The sequence below is a fragment of the Bradyrhizobium sp. CSA207 genome (genome assembly GCF_029051685.1).
GTDB lineage: Bacteria > Pseudomonadota > Alphaproteobacteria > Rhizobiales > Xanthobacteraceae > Bradyrhizobium.
Genome location: NZ_JAACFT010000002.1, coordinates 157,952 through 174,141 on the forward strand (window position 1 = coordinate 157,952; position 16,190 = coordinate 174,141).

Here is a 16,190-nt window from a genome sequence, read left to right on the forward strand (position 1 = left end):
AAAAATCGCAATCTCCCCAAACGGTTGCGCTTGTTCCGCAGAGCGAAAAAAGAAGGGCCGGCAGACTTGCCGGCCCTTCGTCAGCATAAGGATTTGCTAATCGATCAGTAGCGCGCGGCCACCGGGCCGGCCCAGTTGAAGCGGTAGTTGACGCCCGCCTTGAAGGTGTGGTCGTCAGTGGTGAAGTTGCCGGTGCCCGCCAGCGGGCCCCCCGTGAAGTGCGCGTCGCCGAAATTGTAGTACTGGTACTCGGCCTTGGCCGACCAGCTCGGGGCGAACATGTACTCGAGGCCGGCGCCGACGGTGTAGCCGTTGCGGTGATCGCCGGTGATGACGAAGGCGGTCGGCACGCCAGCGACCGTCACCTTCTCGTTGTTGTCCGAATAGGCGTAGCCGCCCTTCACGTAGAGCAGGCCCGGACCCCAGGTGTAGCCGACGCGGCCGGTGATCGAGCCGAGGCCGCGCTGGTCGTTGGTGTAGGCGACGCCGCCGGGGAACACGGCGCCGACGCTGCCGGAGAGCCAGGAATACTGGCCTTCGACGCCGACCACGAAGTTCGGGTTGAACTGCCAGTCCGCACCCACCTGCACGCCGCCGAGGAAGCGGCCGTTGCCGTTGTTACCGGTGGAGAGGCCATTGAAATTGTTGTCGCTGGAGAACGCGCCGCCGACATGGGCGCCGAGATAGAAACCGGTCCAATTGTAGATCGGCGCGGCATAGGCCGGCGCCGCCTTGTTGTAATAGGGGCGGGCGCCGAGATCGGCGCCGAGGGCCGGCGCCGCCGCGCCCACCACGATCAGCGCCACGGTCGCAAACAGAATCTTCTTCATAGTCCTAACTCCAACACTCAGGTCCCCGGCAGGCGCGCTTTCCGCGCCGTCGTTGGTTTTGCAGATAGCTCGCTTTTGACGAAAATGCTGTCACCTGCATGGCACAGCAGCACCCAACCTAACTTATTGGGCTGCAAATGCTTTTTGTGCTTAATGCCGGCTTAAGAAATGCTGAAGGAAGGTTTAACTTTGAGGCTCGCAGGTAACTTGCGCGCGTACCTCGTTAACCAAGACGCCGCAGCGCCTCGTCGCGCATCTGCGCGCGGAACGCCGCGCGCCGCGCCGGCCGGTCTTCCTCGCGCACGTCGTGGCGATCGAAGACGTCGAAATTTTCCAGGATAGGATAGCGCTCGCTCGCCATCGCGAGCACGCGCAGCACCTTGGTCGCTGATGGCGTCGGGCCGCGTACCTCCCAGCGCCGGATGGTGTCGGCGCCGCCCTTCTCCGGCAATCCGCACAGCTTCGCCATATCCGCCGCCGTGAGCTTCCGCTCGAGGGCAGCGGAAAGGTCGTCGCGGAGTTGCTTCAGTTCGGGGCCGGTCATGTCACCTCATTGCGCGAGATCGCCGAGGTGAATGCACTAGCGCTGATTCGGGTCCATCCGAAGGCGACGAGCGCGCGCTGCGGCACCATCGTGCGCGCACGGAGTTATGATCGGGGTGCTATGGAAATCCTCCGATCAATCAACAGATGGCACAACGGACCCGCAGGAGGGATCAGCCATGACAACCATCAAATTCGCTATCGCTACACTCATCACTGCCGGACTGCTTGCCGCGCCCTTCGCGGCTGAAGCCAAGAAGTACCGGTCGAGCAGACATTACAGCACGCGCGTCCTGGCCCCGACCTACGGGGGTGCTGGATCGCCGGCGCCGCAGCCGAGGGCGTCTTATGGGTCATCGGGACAGACGGTCGGCACGGTCACGGCGCCGTCGATCGGATCGTACAATTGGCCGTCGGTCGGCGTAACCAATGCGGTCCCCACCTGGAGCAACACCACCAGATAGAGACTACATTCTGCGAGGCGTGAGGCGCTGCCGGTCAACGCGTGCCGGTCGCGAGGCCAGAGAGCAGGTAGAGCGCGACCAGCAGTGTTGCGACTGACAGCATGGTCGTGATTGAGACTGTGGCCGCAACCAGCTTCTCCTCGACCTTATGTTCGTGTGCGAGGACATACACGGTTTTCGCAGTCGGAACGGCTGCGCATACGACGGCGGCGACGGTGTAGAGCGAATTGAGGCCCACGGCCGCACAGAGTCCGTAGACGATCAGCGGCATGACCACCAGTTTCACGGTCGCGAGCGCGAACGATGCCTTCAGGTTCGACCGCAGCCCCTCGACGGACAGGCCGAGCCCGATGGCGAAGAGCGCGCAGGGCGTGAGCGCCGCGGCGATCATGTTCAGAAAGGCCGCGACCGGCGCCGGAATGGGCAGACCCGTAATTGCCCAGACGAGTCCGATGAGGGTCGACAGCACCATCGGATTGAGCAGAATTTGCTTCGCCAGCCCGGGAGAATGCACAGACGGACTGCGCGCTTCCTGCTTTTCCAGCAGGATGACCGTGATCGGAAACATCACGGCGGCCACGAACACCGTCGCCACCGCGGCAGGCAGAACGGCGGGCTGGCCGTAGATCGCGTGCAGGATCGGCAGCGCGACGAACCCGGTATTCGTCATCGCCGCCGCCATTCCATGGATCGTGCTGCTGGCGAGATCGTGCTTGCCGCCCGCGCGGACCGCCAGGAAAACCAGCGCGAAGCAGAGGAGGGAGCCGCCTCCGAACGCGAGCAGGAAGCCCCATTCCAGGAGATTTCGCGCCGGCTCCTGCGCGATCGTGACGATCAGCAGCGCCGGCATCGCCACGTTGTAGGCGAAATGCACCAGCGCGTCGGCCAGCGAGCGGGAGAGATAGCCGAGCTCGCCGGCGAGCCAGCCGGTGACGATGATCGCGAAAACGGGAAGAACGAGGCTGGCGACCTCCATCCGGTTTCCCCTTGCTGCCAGCAGCCGTAGGGCAGGTTACACCGGCGATGGAATGCCGTCACTGCTTTGCTCTAGCCGTTCTTCGCTCGAAAAATCCGCGTCGATCCCCAGCCATCACGGCCATGCGGCTCGACTCTTCTGGCGGGCGTGCGACCCTAAATTCCTCGGCCGCTTTGTTGACCGATGACGCAGCGCCATGCCGCCAGGCGCTCGGCCGGATGCTGGTTCATCCACTCGGCGAGCTGCGGCGCGCCCATCAGGCAGGACTGCACCGAGACCTGGGCAAAGTCCGAGGTGGTGACGATCTGCTCGTGACAATTGGCCGGAGAAGCGAGACTGCAGAGCACGGCAATAATCTTGATCACGACAGGTTACCCCTGTCGCCGCCGATGGATGCGCGGCCAAACGCTGTTTTATCCTGTCTCTCGCTGGCAGGATCAGCCGGCGGGAAGATGCTGTCGTAGATGGCGCGTGCCTCCTGAATGAGGCGTGCCCGCTCGCGCTCCGACCTTGAGACAAATTGAATGACTTCGCCCATGTTGGCTCCGAGTATCGGTTAACAAGTCCGTCATGAGATGACGGTGATCATGTTATGGTCATCTATGGTGCCGCCTTCGGCTTTGAAGCGGCGCGGCCGGTCACGACTGAATAACAAGCGCGTGACCGTACTCCGCAAGCGAGCGGATGCTGGTGTCTACTTACCCCATGCTGTGATCAACAGGGACAGTCTCACAAAGCAAATGCTGCTGACTCAAATATGTTTCGCGTCGCGCAGCGAGCAAGTTTTTGGAACCATCGCGGAGTTCGCGAACCCGCCACGACCGATCTCTCACGCCGCCGGCGCGCGCTCCTATTGCCCCGGCACAGCCGAAAGCAGCTCGCGCGTATAGTCGTGCTCGGGCGCGGCGAAGAGCTGCGCGGTCGGCTTCAGCTCGACGATGGCGCCGCGCTGCATCACCGCGATGCGGTCGCAGATTTGGGCTGCAACGCGTAAGTCATGGGTGATGAACAGCATCGAGAGGCCGAGCCGCGCCTTGAGATCTTCAAGCAGTCTCAGCACCTGTGCCTGCACGGAGACGTCGAGCGCGGAGACGGCTTCATCGGCGACGATGATTTCTGGTTCGAGCGCGAGCGCGCGCGCGATGCCGACACGCTGGCGCTGGCCGCCGGAGAATTCATGGGGGTAACGGTCGAGCGCGCCGGCATCCAGCCCCACCATCTTGAGCAGATCGCGGGCGCGGTCGAACGCCGCCTTCGGTTCGACGCCGGCTGCGATCGGGCCGTCGGCGATGATGTGGCCGATCTTGCGGCGCGGATTGAGCGAGGCGAACGGATCCTGAAAGATCATCTGGATGCGATGGCGCTCGGCGCGCAGCGCCCTGCCCGAGAGCGATGTGAGATCGGTCTTGCCGATCCGCACGGTGCCGCGATCGGCCTCGATCAGCCGCATCACGAGGCGCGCCACCGACGACTTGCCGGAGCCGGACTCGCCGACGAGGCCGAGCGTCTCGCCCTTCAAGATCGCGAAGTTGACTTCTCGCGCGGCATCGACGCGGCGATCCTGGCGAAACCAGCCGCCCGAGGTGACATAAGTCTTGTCCAGCCCGATCACCTCGACGGCCTTGAGCTGATCGTCCAGCGGCGCGCGCGCCGGAGGAGCCATGGTCGGCACCGCCGCGAGCAGCGCCTTGGTGTAGTCGTGCTGCGGCTCGTTGAAGACGGCGCTGGCGGGGCCTTCCTCCACCACCTTGCCATGCCTGAGCACCACGACCTGGTCGGCGATATCCGCGACCACGCCGAAATCGTGGGTGATGAACATCACCGCCATGTTGCGGTTGCGCTGGAGGTTGCGGATCAGCTTCAGGATTTGCGCCTGCGTGGTGACGTCAAGCGCGGTGGTCGGCTCGTCCGCGACCAGCACCGCGGGCTCCAGCGCGAGCGCCATCGCGATCATGGCGCGCTGGCGCTGGCCGCCGGAAAGCTGGTGCGGATAGGCGCGCACGATGCGCTCGGGGTCGGGCAGGCCGACCTCACGCGCCAGCGACAACGCCTTCGCGCGTCGTTCCCTCGGCGTGAGCAGGCCGTGGGCCTCGAACATCTCCGCCATCTGGTCGCCGATCCGCATCAGCGGATTGAGCGCGGTCATCGGCTCCTGAAAGATCATCGCGAGCCGGCGGCCGCGCAGGTCGCGCCAGCCGTCGTCGTCGAGCTTGAGCAGGTCGCGGCCTTCGAACATGATCTCGCCGGAGTTGACGGAGACCGTGTCCGGCAGCAGGCCCATCAGCGCATGCGCGCACATCGATTTGCCGGAGCCGGACTCGCCGACGACGCAGACGATCTTGCCGGCTTGCAGATCCAGCGAGACGCCGTCGACCGCGAAGGGACGCTCGGCGCCCTTGGGCAGCGCGATCCGCAAGTTCTTGATGGAGACAGCGGGCGGTGCGGTCATGATCAGCGTCCCTCCCGCGACAGCCGCGGATTGAGCGCGTCGTTGAGGCCTTCGCCGATCAGGTTCAGGCCGAGCACCGAGATCAGGATGGCGACGCCGGGAAACACGGTGATCCACCAGGCCTGGCGGATCACGGTGCGGCCGGCGCCGACCATGTAGCCCCAGGAGATCAAATTGGGATCGCCGAGGCCGAGAAATGCCAGCGAGGATTCCAGCAGGATCGCGGTTGCGACCATCAGCGAGGCCAGCACGATCACCGGCGACAGCGCGTTCGGCAAAATCTCGCGCAGGATGATCCAGGTGTTGCTCTGGCCGGTGACCACGGCGGCCTGGACATATTCGCGGGTGCGCAGCGACAATACCTCGCCGCGGACGAGGCGCGCGACCGGCGGCCAGCTCACCACCGCAATCGACGCCACGATCGAATAGATCGAAGGCTGGAGGATCGCGACCAGCACGATCGCGAGCGCGAAGCTCGGAATGGTCTGGAAGAATTCTGTGAAGCGCATCAGGGCGTCGTCGACCTTGCCGCCGAAATAGCCGGCCATGGCGCCGACCGGCACGCCGACGATCAGCGCCACCAGCGTCGAGACGAGGCCGACGAGCAAGGAAACGCGTGCGCCAAAAATCATGCCGGCGAACACGTCGCGGCCGAGCGCGTCGGTCCCGAGCGGCACGGTCGAGAGCGTGAAGGGCGGCAAGAATGGCCGCTGCACCATGCGCCACGGCGAGTTCGGGAACAGCAGCGGCCCGAACACCGCGACCGCGATCGCGAGCACGAGAATGATGAGCCCGATAACGCCGCTCGGGCTGCGCAGCATCGATTTCCAGAACTGTTTCATGTGGCGTATTCGATGCGCGGATCGACCAGGCGATAGACCAGGTCGGTGATGAGGTTGAAGATCAGCACCATGGCAGAGCAGATCACGAAGACGCCGAGCAGCAGATTGTAGTCGCGCTGCAACAGCGCGTCGTACATCAGCCGTCCGATGCCGGGCCAGGCGAACACGGTCTCGGTGATGACGGCCCCGCCGATCAGCGTGCCGGAATGCACGCCGGCGAGCGTCACCACCGGCAGCAGCGCGTTGCGCAGCACGTGGCGGCGCTGGATCACGGCGTCTGAAAGACCCTTGGCGCGGGCGGTCTTGACGAAGTCGAGCCGTTTCACCTCCAGCATCGAAGCCCGTGTCATCCGGGTATAAGTCGCCATGAAGAACAGGCCGAGCGTCATCGCCGGCATGATCAGATGCTGTGCGACGTCGATCACATGGGCAAGGCCGGTCAAGTTGGCTCCGACCGTCTCGTAGCCAAAGCTCGGCAGCCAATCCGTGGTGACCGAGAACAGCAGGATGCCCATCAGCGCCACCCAGAAGATCGGCATGGCGTAGAAGATCAGCGCGAACACGGTGATGGCGGTGTCGAGGAAGGTTCCGGCGAAGCGCGCGGCGAAAGTGCCGAAGAGAACGCCGAGCATGAGCGAGATCGTGAAAGCCGTCAGCGTCAGCAAGAGGGTCGCCGGCAGCCGTTCCAGGATCAGCTTCGATACCGGCGCCTGCTGGCGGAAGGAGAAGCCGAGATCGAGCGTGGCGATGCCCTTGACGTAGATGAAGAGCTGCTCGGGCAGCGGCTTGTCGAGGCCGAATTTTTCCTTGAGCTGCTGGACGAAGATCTGGTCGCTGGCCCCCGCCTCGCCCGCCATCACGACCGCGGGGTCGCCGGGCGCAAGCCGGATCAGGAAGAAATTGAGGACGACGATCGCAAGCAGGACGATCACGCCCTTCACGACACGCTGAGCGACGAAGGAGAGCATATTAGAGAGTCATATGAGTGATGTGACCTGCAGCCACGGGGGGCGGTGCGCTCCCTCGCCCCGCTCTTGCGGGGAGAGGGTTGGGGTGAGGGGCCTCTCTCCACGCGTGAGAATGCCGAGAGACCTGTACCCCCTCACCCGCCGCGCTCTGCGAGCGCGTCGACCACTCCCCGCAAGCGGGGAGAGGTGAAGTCAAGAGCGCCCTCACTTGTCGAGCCATGCGTCCTTGAAGCCGTCATTGACCCCGATCCCGGTGGTAATCAGGTTCTTGACCTTGCAGCGCGTGATGGTCGGGAATTGCAGCTCGAGCATCCAGGCCACCGGCACGTCCTCGACCAGGATCTTTTGCGCCTTCTCGTAGATCTCCTTGCGCTTGGAATCCGGTGTCGCGACGGCGCCGTCGGCAAACAGCTTGTCGATCTCGGGATTGGAGTAGCCTTCGACGTTGTTGAAGACCTGGCCCTTTGCGATCGCGCTGGAGACGTAGTTGCGGCCGACGCCGAGCGCGGGATCGCCGTACTGGTAGAGATAGGTGAAGGCGATGTCGTAGTCCCAGTCGCCGATCTTCTGGTTGCCGCCGGCGACGTCGGTAGCGATCGTCTCGATATTCATGCCGACGTCCTGGAGGTTCTGCTTCACCGCTTCACCCCAGCGCTGCCAGGTCTCGCCATAGGCGAGCGGCAGCAGGCGGATCTTCTCGCCCTTGTAGCCGGCTTCCTTCAAGAGCGCCTTGGCCTTGGCCGGATCGTAGGGATATTTCGGCACGTCGTCGGTGTAGTACTTGATGGCCGAGGCAGACGGGCCGGTCGCGACCTTGCCGAGTCCGTTCCAGATCACGTCCTTGGCGAAATCGCGATCGATCGCATACATGACAGCCTGACGCACCCGCTTATCCGCGAGCGGGCCCTGGCGGTTATTCAGCCACAACCAGGCCAGTGGCGAAAAGAACTCCCAGCCGGCACCGGTAACGCAGGTGTCCTTCAGCTTGGACAGCCGCGGCACGTCGAAATTCTCGACTGAGCCGCCGGGCAGCACGTCGACTTTGCCTGTTTCGTACGCCACCGAGCGCGCTGCGGCGTCCGGGATGACCTGCCAGTAGATCTCGTCGAGATAGGGCTTGCCCTTCTCGTAATAGTTCGGGTTCTTGACCAGGCGAATGAACGAGCCCTTCTGCCATTCCTTGAACATGAAGGGGCCGGTGCCGATCGGCGCGTTGTTGTAGGGGTTGGTCTTGAAGTCGGTGCCTTCGTAGAGATGCTTCGGCACCATCGGCATCGAGCCGACCTCGAAGATGCCGAGGAACGGACCGAACGGCTGCTTCAGCGTGAACACGACGGTGTAGTCGTCGGGCGCCTCGATCTTGTCAACCTGCACGAGATTGTTGCGCGCGCGTGCGTGGGTCTGCTTCAGCATCTCGATCGAGAACAGCACGTCGGCGGCGGTGAAGGGCTTGCCGTCATGCCAGGTCACCCCCTTCCTGAGCTTGAAAGTATAGGTCTTGGCGTCGTCGCTGACGCTCCAGCTCTCGGCCAGCTCCGGCTGCGGCTCGAGCTTGGGGCTGTAGCGCAGCAGACCCTCGAAGATATTGCCTGCCACCATCTGGACCGGACCGTTCTGGACCATGGCAAGCATCAGGCCGGGCGGCTCGGGCTGGATCACCGCGTTGATCACGCCCCCCGTTTTCGGCTCTTGCGCCAGCGCCGGGGCGGTGAGGCCGCAAGCCAGGAGGATACCGAGCAACACTCGTTTTGACATGTCGTATCTTTCTCAAGCGAGACCAGCCGTAAAGGCTTCGCACGTCATGGCGCGCGAAGCTACGGCCGTCCCATCCCAGTCCCCATCCGGTATCGAGGCTCACATAGTCTCATTCGACGCCGCAAGATGAAAGTCTCGACAGTGTTCGCACAAAAAATGTACAGCGCGTCCCGTATTGATTTTGTCACCGACGGAGCGGCCAGGTCGGCCGTTGCAAAAGCCCAGCGACACGAAGTCGCGGCCTAGCCCCGCCCGCGGTCGCACGGCACGACGGCTCTCCGCAAGCGGCAAAGGCGGCTCACTCCAGCCCCGCCCGCCGGAATCCCTCCAGATAGTGCTCGCGGTCCACCTCGTTCGCCCATGGCAGTTGCGTCGCGATCCAGTGCAGCGAGATGCCGGGCTGGGTGCGGCGCAGCTCCTGCAAGGCCATCTCCGCAACCGCGCTGTCGCCGGTCATGCCGGCGGAGACCGCGAGCACGCGATAGGCGCCGGTGAGGTCTCCGCGGTGACGGATCGCCTCGCGCGCCAGCGCGATCGCCTCGTCATAATGCCGCTCGGTGAAACGCGCATAGCCCGCGATGCCGTGATAGATCGCCAGCGACGGATCGCGCGGTGAGAGCCGGATCGCCTTTTGCACCGCCTCGAACGAATCCTTCGGCCGTCCGGCATAGGACAGCGCCAGCGCATAATAGCCCTGCGCCAGCGAGAAGTTCGGGTTGAGCGTGAGCGCCTGCTCGAACTCGGACAGCGCGTCCGCAAGCCGCCGCGTCGAGAAGCAGACGCTGCCGAGAGCGGCATGCGCCCAGGCGTCCTCGTGGTCGCAGCGCACCGCGGCGAGCGCCGCGGCCTCCGCGACCGGCGCCGTCGTGGCGAGGTCGGCCCAGCCGAGATGCACGCCGAACATGTGGCTCGCCGCCAGCACCGACAGCGCCTGGCCGTAAGCGGGGTCGATCGCGATGGCGCGCTCCAGCAGCGCCTGCGCGGCGAGGTGGTCCTGCCGTGTCACGCGCCAATAATGCGACAGCGCGCGCATCACCAGATCCCAAGCGTCCAGGCTCAACGGCGGCTTGCGGTGGCTGCGAAAATTCTCCGCCGCATGAATCTGCGGTTCGATTGCCGCGGCGATCGCGTTGGTGATCTCGTCCTGCACGGCGAAGACGTCGATGATCTCGCGGTCGTAACGTTCGGCCCAGAGATGACTGCCGGAGATGGCGTCGTTGAGCTGTGCGGTGATGCGTACGCGGTTGTCCGCCTTGCGCACGCTGCCCTCGACAACGTAGCGGACGCCGAGTTCCTCGGCGATCTGCCTGATGTGGACCGCACGGCCCTTGTAAGTGAAGGATGAGTTGCGGGCGATCACCATGAACCAGCGCTGCTTTGACAGCGCGGTCAGGATGTCCTCGCTGATCCCGTCGCCGAAATACTCCTGGGCAGGATCGCCGCTCATGTTCTCGAACGCGAGCACCGCGATTCCCGGGCGGTCGGCTGCCGCGCGCGCAGGGGCAGGCCTGGCTTCGGCCGGCGCAGGCGTGGCCGGCACTTCTTCCCGGACTTCTCCGACGAAGCGAAAGCCCTTGCGCGGGATGGTCTTGATCAGCCGCTGGGTCGCGCCGTCGTCGCCAAGCGCCTTTCGCGCGGCGTTGATCCGGCTGTTCAGCGCAGAGTCCGAGACGATCCGGTCGCTCCAGATCTGGCGAATCAGGTCACCCTTGCTGACCACTCGGGTGCGCTGCGCGACCAGATAGAGCAGCAGATCGAACACTTGGGGCTGCAACGGCACGGCCGACCCGCCGCAGGTGAGCTCCCGCAGGTCGCCGTCGAGCACGTTGTTTTCAAAGCAAAATCGCACGTTTCTGTCGTCTCAAGCAAAAATCAAAGTCGTCTCAGGCGAAAATCAACCATCCGCGAAAGTCTTGGGACGTCCGAAGCGGCATGGTGCGCGACCAATGAAGTGCCGGCGTTTTGGCACACGGAGCATTCTATGACCGAAATTGATCATCAGCTTCATTCAATCGGCCCGGGGCTTGCGAGCTCACGCATTTTCAAGTTCATCGCCTTTCTGTACGGAATTGCGGCATATCTCGTATTTTTCGTCACCATTCTCTACGCCATCGGCTTCGTCATGGGGCTGGTGGTGCCGAAGACCATCGACACCGGAACCGACACGCCGACGGCCGAAGCCGTCATCATCAATCTCCTCCTGATGTCGCTATTCGCCATTCAGCACAGCGTGATGGCACGGCAGCAATTCAAGGCATGGTGGACGCAGTTCGTGCCCAAGCCGGTGGAGCGCAGCACCTATGTGCTGCTGGCGAGCCTGTCGCTGCTCCTCCTGTTCTGGCAGTGGCGTCCGCTGCCCACGGTGATATGGAACGTCGCGGACCCCGATCTCGCTGTGACGATCGTCACGCTGTCGCTCGCGGGCTGGGTGCTGGTGTTCACCTCGACCTTCATCATCAACCACTTCGAGCTGTTCGGATTGCATCAGGTGACCAATCACCTCGTCGGTAAGGAGCCGACGCCGCCGCGCTTCAAGACGCCGCTGCTCTACAAATTCGTCCGCCATCCGATCTATCTCGGCTTCATCATCGCGTTCTGGGCGGCGCCGGTCATGACCGCAGGCCATCTGCTGTTCGCCGCCGTGACCACGATTTACATCTTCGTGGGCATCGCGCTGGAGGAACGCGACCTCGTCGATCTCTTCGGCGACGAGTACCGGCAGTACAAACAACGCGTTTCGATGCTTATTCCCTGGCGCCGGTCAGTATAACCTTGGGATATTTCCGCGCGCGTCCGCCGAACGGAGGACGCGCGACGGCGCCGACGCGCGTAGCGCAGCGGGTAACAGAACTCTCCACGACTCCCGCTCTCACCGTCTCGGGATGATTCCCCACCCCGACGCTCTGCCCGCGTTCACGTTCGCCGAAAATCTCGGCGGACAGCAGCGGGGGAGAGAAACGACTTTCACTCTTCATCAACGGAGACGACCAAATGAAACATGTCGGAAACTGCTTCTGCGGCGCGGTCACGGTCGAGGTCACCGGCGCGCCGGAGGCGATGGGCTATTGCCATTGCGGTTCCTGCCGCTCGTGGTCGGGCGGACCGGTAAACGCCTTCAGCCTGTGGAAGCCGGAAGCCGTGCGCATCACCGAAGGCGCCCAGAATGTCGAGACCTTTGCCAAGACGCCGCTCAGCCAGCGCAAGTTCTGCAACAAGTGCGGCGGCCATCTCATGACCGACCATCCACCGCTCGGCCTGATCGACGTCTTCACTGCCACCATCCCCATGCTCGCATTCACGCCGGGCGTCCACGTCAACTACGCCGAGACGGTACTGCCGATGCGCGATGGCCTGCCCAAGCTGAAGGATTTTCCGGCAGAGTTCGGCGGCAGCGGCGAGATGATACAGGAGTAAGGTGCTGTTACCCTCCACTGGAGGGGGAGGATCGATCGCGCGCAGCGCGAGCGGGGTGGGGTGATCTCTCCAAGCTGGCAGTGCTCGATGTGGAGAGACCGTCACCCCACCCCGTCTCTCATCCTCGCTACGCTCAGATGCGAGCCGACCCTCCCCCTCCAGGGCAGGGCAATCGCATATGAAAAAGAAGTCGGTGTGCGGTTTGCTGTGGCCGATCCTTCGAGACGCCCGCTTTGGCGGGCTCCTCAGGATGAGGTCTTGTTTCGCGGCGAAATCTTAGACCCTCATGGTGAGGAGCCCGCCAAAGCGGGCGTCTCGAACCATGCAGGCCGAGCACTCTCATGGCCTCCCAAGTGCCATATGCGAGAGCCCTGCCCTCCAGGGTAGGGTGAACTCAGGCGCCACCTACCCTCATCCCCGCCCGCCGAAATCCCTCGAGATAGTGCTCCCGATCCTCTTCCCGCAGCATCGGCAGCTCGCTTGTGATCCAGGCGAGTGAGACGCCTGGCTGGGCGCGGTGCAGTCCGTCCAGCGCGGCAGCGGCGAGTGCGGGATCGCCGAGCATGCCGGCGGCGGCCGTCAGCACGCGGTGTGCGCCGACGAAATCGCCGCGCTGACGCATCGACTCGCGCGCCATCTGCACGGCTCCCTCATAGTTGCGGCCGATGAACTGGGCGTAGGCGGCGACGCCGCAATAGATCGCCGCCATTGGATCGCGCGGGCTCAGCCGCAGCGCGCGGCGCGCGGCGGCATCGCCGTCCTGCCACCGGCCCGTGTAGCACAGCGTCACGCCGTGAAAGGCGTGCGCCATCGCGAAATTCGGATTGAGCGCGAGCACCAGTTCGAACTCCGCCAGCGCATCGTCGAAGCGGCGGCGGAACAGATAGCTATAGGCGAGGCCGTGATGAGCCCAGGCGTCCTCGCGATCGGCTTCCACGGCCGCAAGCGCCGCGGCTTCCGCGACCGGCACGCTTGCGCCCATGTCGGCCCAGCCCATATGCGCGCCGAAAATATGGCTGGTCGCGAGCAGACCCAGCGCCTTGCCATAGGCCGGGTCGACAGCGATCGCCTGTTCGAGCAGCGCCTGCGCTGCTGCATTGTCCTCGCGCGTGATGCGCCAGTAATGCGACAGTGCGCGCATCACGAGGTCCCAGGCATCCAGGCTGCCCGGCGGCTTCTGCTGCGCGCGAAAGCTTTCGGCGGCATAGAGCTGCGGCTCGATCGCGGCGACAATTGCCTCGGTGATCTCGTCCTGCACGGCGAAGACGTCGGCGAGGTCGCGGTCGTAGCGCTCCGCCCAGAGATGGCTGCCGGTCGAAACATCGTTGAGCTGCGCCGAGATACGCAGCCGGTCTCCGCTCCGCCGCACGCTGCCCTCGACCACGTAGCGCACGCCGAGCTCGCGCGCGATCTCGTGGATGTGCACGGCGCGGCCCTTGTAGACGAAGGAGGAGTTGCGGGCGACGACGAAGAACCAGCGCAGCTTCGACAGCGCGGTGATGATGTCCTCGCTGATCCCGTCGGAGAAATAGTCCTGCTCGCGGTCGCCGCTCATGTTGGTGAAAGGCAGCACGGCGATCGCGGGCCGGTCAGGCAGCGCGAGCGTGGCCCGCGGCGTCGTCGTCCCACGGCCCGGTTCCGGCGCGGCCGCGACGCACTTGGTCTCGACGTCGCCGACGAACCGAAAGCCCTTGCGGGCGATAGTGCGGATCAGCGCCTGGCTGGCGCCGTTGTCGCCGACCGCCTTGCGCGCCGCATTGATCCGGCTGGTCAGGGTGGATTCGGAGACGCTGCGTCCGTGCCATATCTTGTCTATCAGCTCATCCTTGCTGACGACACGGTCGCGGTTTTCCATGAGGTGGACGACGAGGTCGAAAACCTGCGGCTCCACGGCAACGGGAACCTGCTCGCGGCTCAGCTCGCGCAAGTTGGTGTCGAGAAGGTGATCCCGGAACAGGAACTGCACGTCGAAACTCAGGCCTCATGACAATATCAGGCAATTACCAAAGGAAATGATTTCGACCTAATTCTGTGAGTCCACCCAGGCGCGGCTTGGTTCACCGCAATCGCAAGATGGCTGCCATGCCATTTGCGGGCGGGAATACAACCGGTGCGAGAATATGGCGGCTTGAATCAGATTATCGCTGCATCCGCGTGTTTTTCGTGGACGCGGTCGAACATGAGAGTGCCGCCGTTGGATTCTGAAGCGGATGTTGTGGTCAGTAAAACCCAACACCGTCATCCTGAGGCGCCGGAGCGTAGCGGAGGCCTCGAAGGATAGAGACGGCCCGGCTGCATCCCGGCCGTTCATCCTTCGAGACTTCGCGTGCGCCGCTTCGCACCGCACGCCTCACAGCTCGGATGACTGGCGGCGGCTTGCAGCGTAGGAGTATCGAACGGTCTTTCGTTAGGACGACATCGAAAGTGCTGCGAACGGCGAATGTCCATTGCCGAACAGCGCGGCCTGCGTAAGCTACCCTCCACGCAAAACTCCAACCACGAAGAAACGCCCCATGCCCGCCTTTCCCGCCTCGACCACCGTGCTCGACTCCATCCTGTTCCGCGACGCCTTCGGCACACCGCAGATGCGGGAGGTGTTTTCCGATATCGCGCTGGTGTCGCGCTATGCGGAGGTCGAGGTGGCGCTGGCGAAGGCGCAGGGCAAATGCGGCGTGATCCCGCGGGAAGCCGCCGACCAGATCGCTGCGCGGACGAATGTCGCCGCGCTCGATTTCGATCTGTTGCGGCAGGAGACCGACATCGTCGGCTATCCGATCCTGCCGCTGTTGCATCAGTTGGTGAAGCAATGCGGCGATGCCGGCCGCTACGTGCATTGGGGCGCAACCACGCAGGACATCATGGACACCGCCGTGGTGCTGCAACTGCGCGCAGGGCTCGAGATCATCGAACGGGACATTGCCGCGCTGCGCGGCATCCTCGCAGACCTGTCAAAGCGCCACCGCGACACGCCGATGGCGGGCCGCACCCATCTCCAGCAGGCCTTGCCGGTGACCTTTGGCTATAAGACCGCGATCTGGCTTGCGATGTTCGACCGCCACGCCGAGCGCTTGGCGCAATTGAAGCCGCGCGTCCTGGTCGGCCAGTTCGCCGGCGCGGCGGGCACGCTGGCTTCGCTGGGCGACAAGGGTTTTGAGGTGCAGGAGGCGCTCTGCGCCGAGTTGAAGCTCGGCGTTCCCGCTTCGACCTGGCACGTCGCCCGCGACGGCTTTGCCGAGGCCGTGAACTTCCTCGCCCTCGTCTCCGGCTCCCTCGGCAAGATTGCGCTCGACGTCATGATCATGGCCTCGACCGAGTTCGCCGAGGTCTACGAGCCCTTCGTCAAGGGGCGCGGCGCCTCCTCGACCATGCCGCAGAAGCGCAACCCGATCTCCTCGGAACTGATGCTCGCGGCGTCCAAGGCGGTGCGCCAGCACGCCGGCCTGATGCTGGACGCCATGGTGCAGGATTTCGAGCGCGCCACCGGTCCCTGGCACGCCGAATGGATGGCGATTCCCGAAAGTTTCGTGCTGACCGCCGGCGCCCTGCATCAGGCGAAGTTCGCGCTCGCGGGGCTCGTCGTGGACGAAGCCAAGATGAACGAAAATCTCTCCCTCAGCCGCGGCCTGATCGTCGCGGAGGCGGTGATGATGGGGCTCGCGCCGCAGCTCGGCCGTCAGGAAGCGCATGACGTGGTTTATGACGCCTGCCGCCAGGCCAATGAAACCAGTTCGAGCCTTGCAGAGGCGCTGTCCGCCGATCCGCGGATATCGAGCCGCATCGATCGCGCCACCATCGAGGCGCTCACCTCACCGAAAAATTACCTCGGCCTTGCTCCGGCCATGGTTGACCGCGTGCTGAAATCGGCAACGCGTTGAAAACCAAAATGTGTGAAACTGCGTATCTTCTACGCATCTCAAGATGCTCGCACTATTGCGCCGCGAGATGCTAG

Annotated in this window: 15 protein-coding genes; 4 read left to right on the forward strand and 11 right to left on the reverse strand. The window is 64.1% G+C overall.

Annotated features, from left to right (window positions below; translation table 11 throughout):
- Window positions 1–104: 104 nt before the first annotated feature.
- Together GWG65_RS02490 and GWG65_RS02495 are read right to left on the reverse strand one after the other, a co-directional pair.
- Window positions 105–830: an outer membrane protein gene (locus tag GWG65_RS02490; protein WP_275193728.1), complete on the reverse strand. Its 726-nt coding sequence runs from the start codon at window positions 828–830 to the stop codon at window positions 105–107.
- A gap of 223 nt (window positions 831–1,053) precedes the next feature.
- Window positions 1,054–1,374 (reverse strand): hypothetical protein, encoded by a 321-nt coding sequence (locus GWG65_RS02495; RefSeq protein ID WP_148742288.1) that lies wholly within the window; start codon window positions 1,372–1,374, stop codon window positions 1,054–1,056.
- A gap of 178 nt (window positions 1,375–1,552) precedes the next feature.
- Here GWG65_RS02495 and GWG65_RS02500 point away from each other — a divergent pair, with 178 nt between their 5' ends.
- Entirely contained in the window at window positions 1,553–1,837 is a 285-nt protein-coding gene (locus GWG65_RS02500) for a hypothetical protein (protein ID WP_275193729.1), read from the forward strand.
- A 34-nt stretch (window positions 1,838–1,871) separates the two neighbouring features.
- Here GWG65_RS02500 and GWG65_RS02505 read toward each other — a convergent pair whose 3' ends face one another.
- The 8 genes from GWG65_RS02505 to GWG65_RS02540 all read right to left on the reverse strand — a co-directional run bounded on the left by GWG65_RS02505 (window position 1,872) and on the right by GWG65_RS02540 (window position 10,676).
- The gene (locus GWG65_RS02505) at window positions 1,872–2,813 is read right to left on the reverse strand and encodes an AEC family transporter (protein WP_275193730.1); all 942 of its coding nucleotides are present in this window, start codon (window positions 2,811–2,813) and stop codon (window positions 1,872–1,874) included.
- 155 nt (window positions 2,814–2,968) lie between these two features.
- Window positions 2,969–3,178 (reverse strand): hypothetical protein, encoded by a 210-nt coding sequence (locus GWG65_RS02510; RefSeq protein ID WP_148742295.1) that lies wholly within the window; start codon window positions 3,176–3,178, stop codon window positions 2,969–2,971.
- Window positions 3,175–3,351 (reverse strand): hypothetical protein, encoded by a 177-nt coding sequence (locus GWG65_RS02515; RefSeq protein ID WP_275193731.1) that lies wholly within the window; start codon window positions 3,349–3,351, stop codon window positions 3,175–3,177. Before GWG65_RS02515 ends, GWG65_RS02510 begins: the two co-directional genes overlap by 4 nt.
- A 312-nt stretch (window positions 3,352–3,663) precedes the next feature.
- Window positions 3,664–5,262, reverse strand: coding sequence for an ABC transporter ATP-binding protein (locus GWG65_RS02520; protein WP_275193732.1), 1,599 nt, complete (start codon window positions 5,260–5,262; stop codon window positions 3,664–3,666).
- Between the two features lie 2 nt (window positions 5,263–5,264).
- A complete protein-coding gene (locus GWG65_RS02525; RefSeq protein WP_275193733.1) occupies window positions 5,265–6,104 on the reverse strand; it encodes an ABC transporter permease in 840 nt (279 codons plus the stop codon).
- Complete coding sequence (locus GWG65_RS02530; protein WP_275193734.1) at window positions 6,101–7,072, reverse strand: ABC transporter permease; 972 nt, start codon at window positions 7,070–7,072, stop codon at window positions 6,101–6,103. The genes GWG65_RS02525 and GWG65_RS02530 overlap by 4 nt, the downstream gene beginning before the upstream one ends.
- 204 nt (window positions 7,073–7,276) lie before the next feature.
- Window positions 7,277–8,827 (reverse strand): ABC transporter substrate-binding protein, encoded by a 1,551-nt coding sequence (locus tag GWG65_RS02535; RefSeq protein ID WP_275193735.1) that lies wholly within the window; start codon window positions 8,825–8,827, stop codon window positions 7,277–7,279.
- A gap of 298 nt (window positions 8,828–9,125) precedes the next feature.
- On the reverse strand, window positions 9,126–10,676 hold the full coding sequence (locus GWG65_RS02540) for a winged helix-turn-helix domain-containing tetratricopeptide repeat protein (RefSeq protein WP_275193736.1): 1,551 nt from the start codon (window positions 10,674–10,676) through the stop codon (window positions 9,126–9,128).
- A gap of 132 nt (window positions 10,677–10,808) precedes the next feature.
- Between GWG65_RS02540 and mddA the strand changes: the two genes are divergently transcribed.
- Both mddA and GWG65_RS02550 read left to right on the forward strand, forming a co-directional pair.
- Window positions 10,809–11,597 (forward strand): methanethiol S-methyltransferase, encoded by a 789-nt coding sequence (gene mddA / locus GWG65_RS02545; RefSeq protein ID WP_275193738.1) that lies wholly within the window; start codon window positions 10,809–10,811, stop codon window positions 11,595–11,597.
- A 221-nt stretch (window positions 11,598–11,818) separates the two neighbouring features.
- Window positions 11,819–12,241, forward strand: coding sequence for a GFA family protein (locus GWG65_RS02550; protein ID WP_275193740.1), 423 nt, complete (start codon window positions 11,819–11,821; stop codon window positions 12,239–12,241).
- A 394-nt stretch (window positions 12,242–12,635) separates the two neighbouring features.
- Here the strand turns inward: GWG65_RS02550 and GWG65_RS02555 are convergent, their stop codons facing one another.
- A complete protein-coding gene (locus GWG65_RS02555) occupies window positions 12,636–14,207 on the reverse strand; it encodes a winged helix-turn-helix domain-containing protein (RefSeq protein WP_275193742.1) in 1,572 nt (523 codons plus the stop codon).
- A 547-nt stretch (window positions 14,208–14,754) separates the two neighbouring features.
- On the opposite strand from GWG65_RS02555, the gene GWG65_RS02560 reads away from it, so the two are divergent.
- Entirely contained in the window at window positions 14,755–16,116 is a 1,362-nt protein-coding gene (locus GWG65_RS02560) for an adenylosuccinate lyase family protein (RefSeq protein WP_275193743.1), read from the forward strand.
- Window positions 16,117–16,190: the final 74 nt, after the last annotated feature.

Coding starts and splice junctions, on each gene's coding strand:
- GWG65_RS02490 (WP_275193728.1), bottom strand. CDS start 830: ATGAAGAAGATTCTGTTTGCGACCGTGGCGCTGATCGTGGTGGGCGCG.
- GWG65_RS02495 (WP_148742288.1), bottom strand. CDS start 1,374: ATGACCGGCCCCGAACTGAAGCAACTCCGCGACGACCTTTCCGCTGCC.
- GWG65_RS02500 (WP_275193729.1), top strand. CDS start 1,553: ATGACAACCATCAAATTCGCTATCGCTACACTCATCACTGCCGGACTG.
- GWG65_RS02505 (WP_275193730.1), bottom strand. CDS start 2,813: ATGGAGGTCGCCAGCCTCGTTCTTCCCGTTTTCGCGATCATCGTCACC.
- GWG65_RS02515 (WP_275193731.1), bottom strand. CDS start 3,351: ATGGGCGAAGTCATTCAATTTGTCTCAAGGTCGGAGCGCGAGCGGGCA.
- GWG65_RS02520 (WP_275193732.1), bottom strand. CDS start 5,262: ATGACCGCACCGCCCGCTGTCTCCATCAAGAACTTGCGGATCGCGCTG.
- GWG65_RS02525 (WP_275193733.1), bottom strand. CDS start 6,104: ATGAAACAGTTCTGGAAATCGATGCTGCGCAGCCCGAGCGGCGTTATC.
- GWG65_RS02530 (WP_275193734.1), bottom strand. CDS start 7,072: ATGCTCTCCTTCGTCGCTCAGCGTGTCGTGAAGGGCGTGATCGTCCTG.
- GWG65_RS02535 (WP_275193735.1), bottom strand. CDS start 8,827: ATGTCAAAACGAGTGTTGCTCGGTATCCTCCTGGCTTGCGGCCTCACC.
- mddA (WP_275193738.1), top strand. CDS start 10,809: ATGACCGAAATTGATCATCAGCTTCATTCAATCGGCCCGGGGCTTGCG.
- GWG65_RS02550 (WP_275193740.1), top strand. CDS start 11,819: ATGAAACATGTCGGAAACTGCTTCTGCGGCGCGGTCACGGTCGAGGTC.
- GWG65_RS02560 (WP_275193743.1), top strand. CDS start 14,755: ATGCCCGCCTTTCCCGCCTCGACCACCGTGCTCGACTCCATCCTGTTC.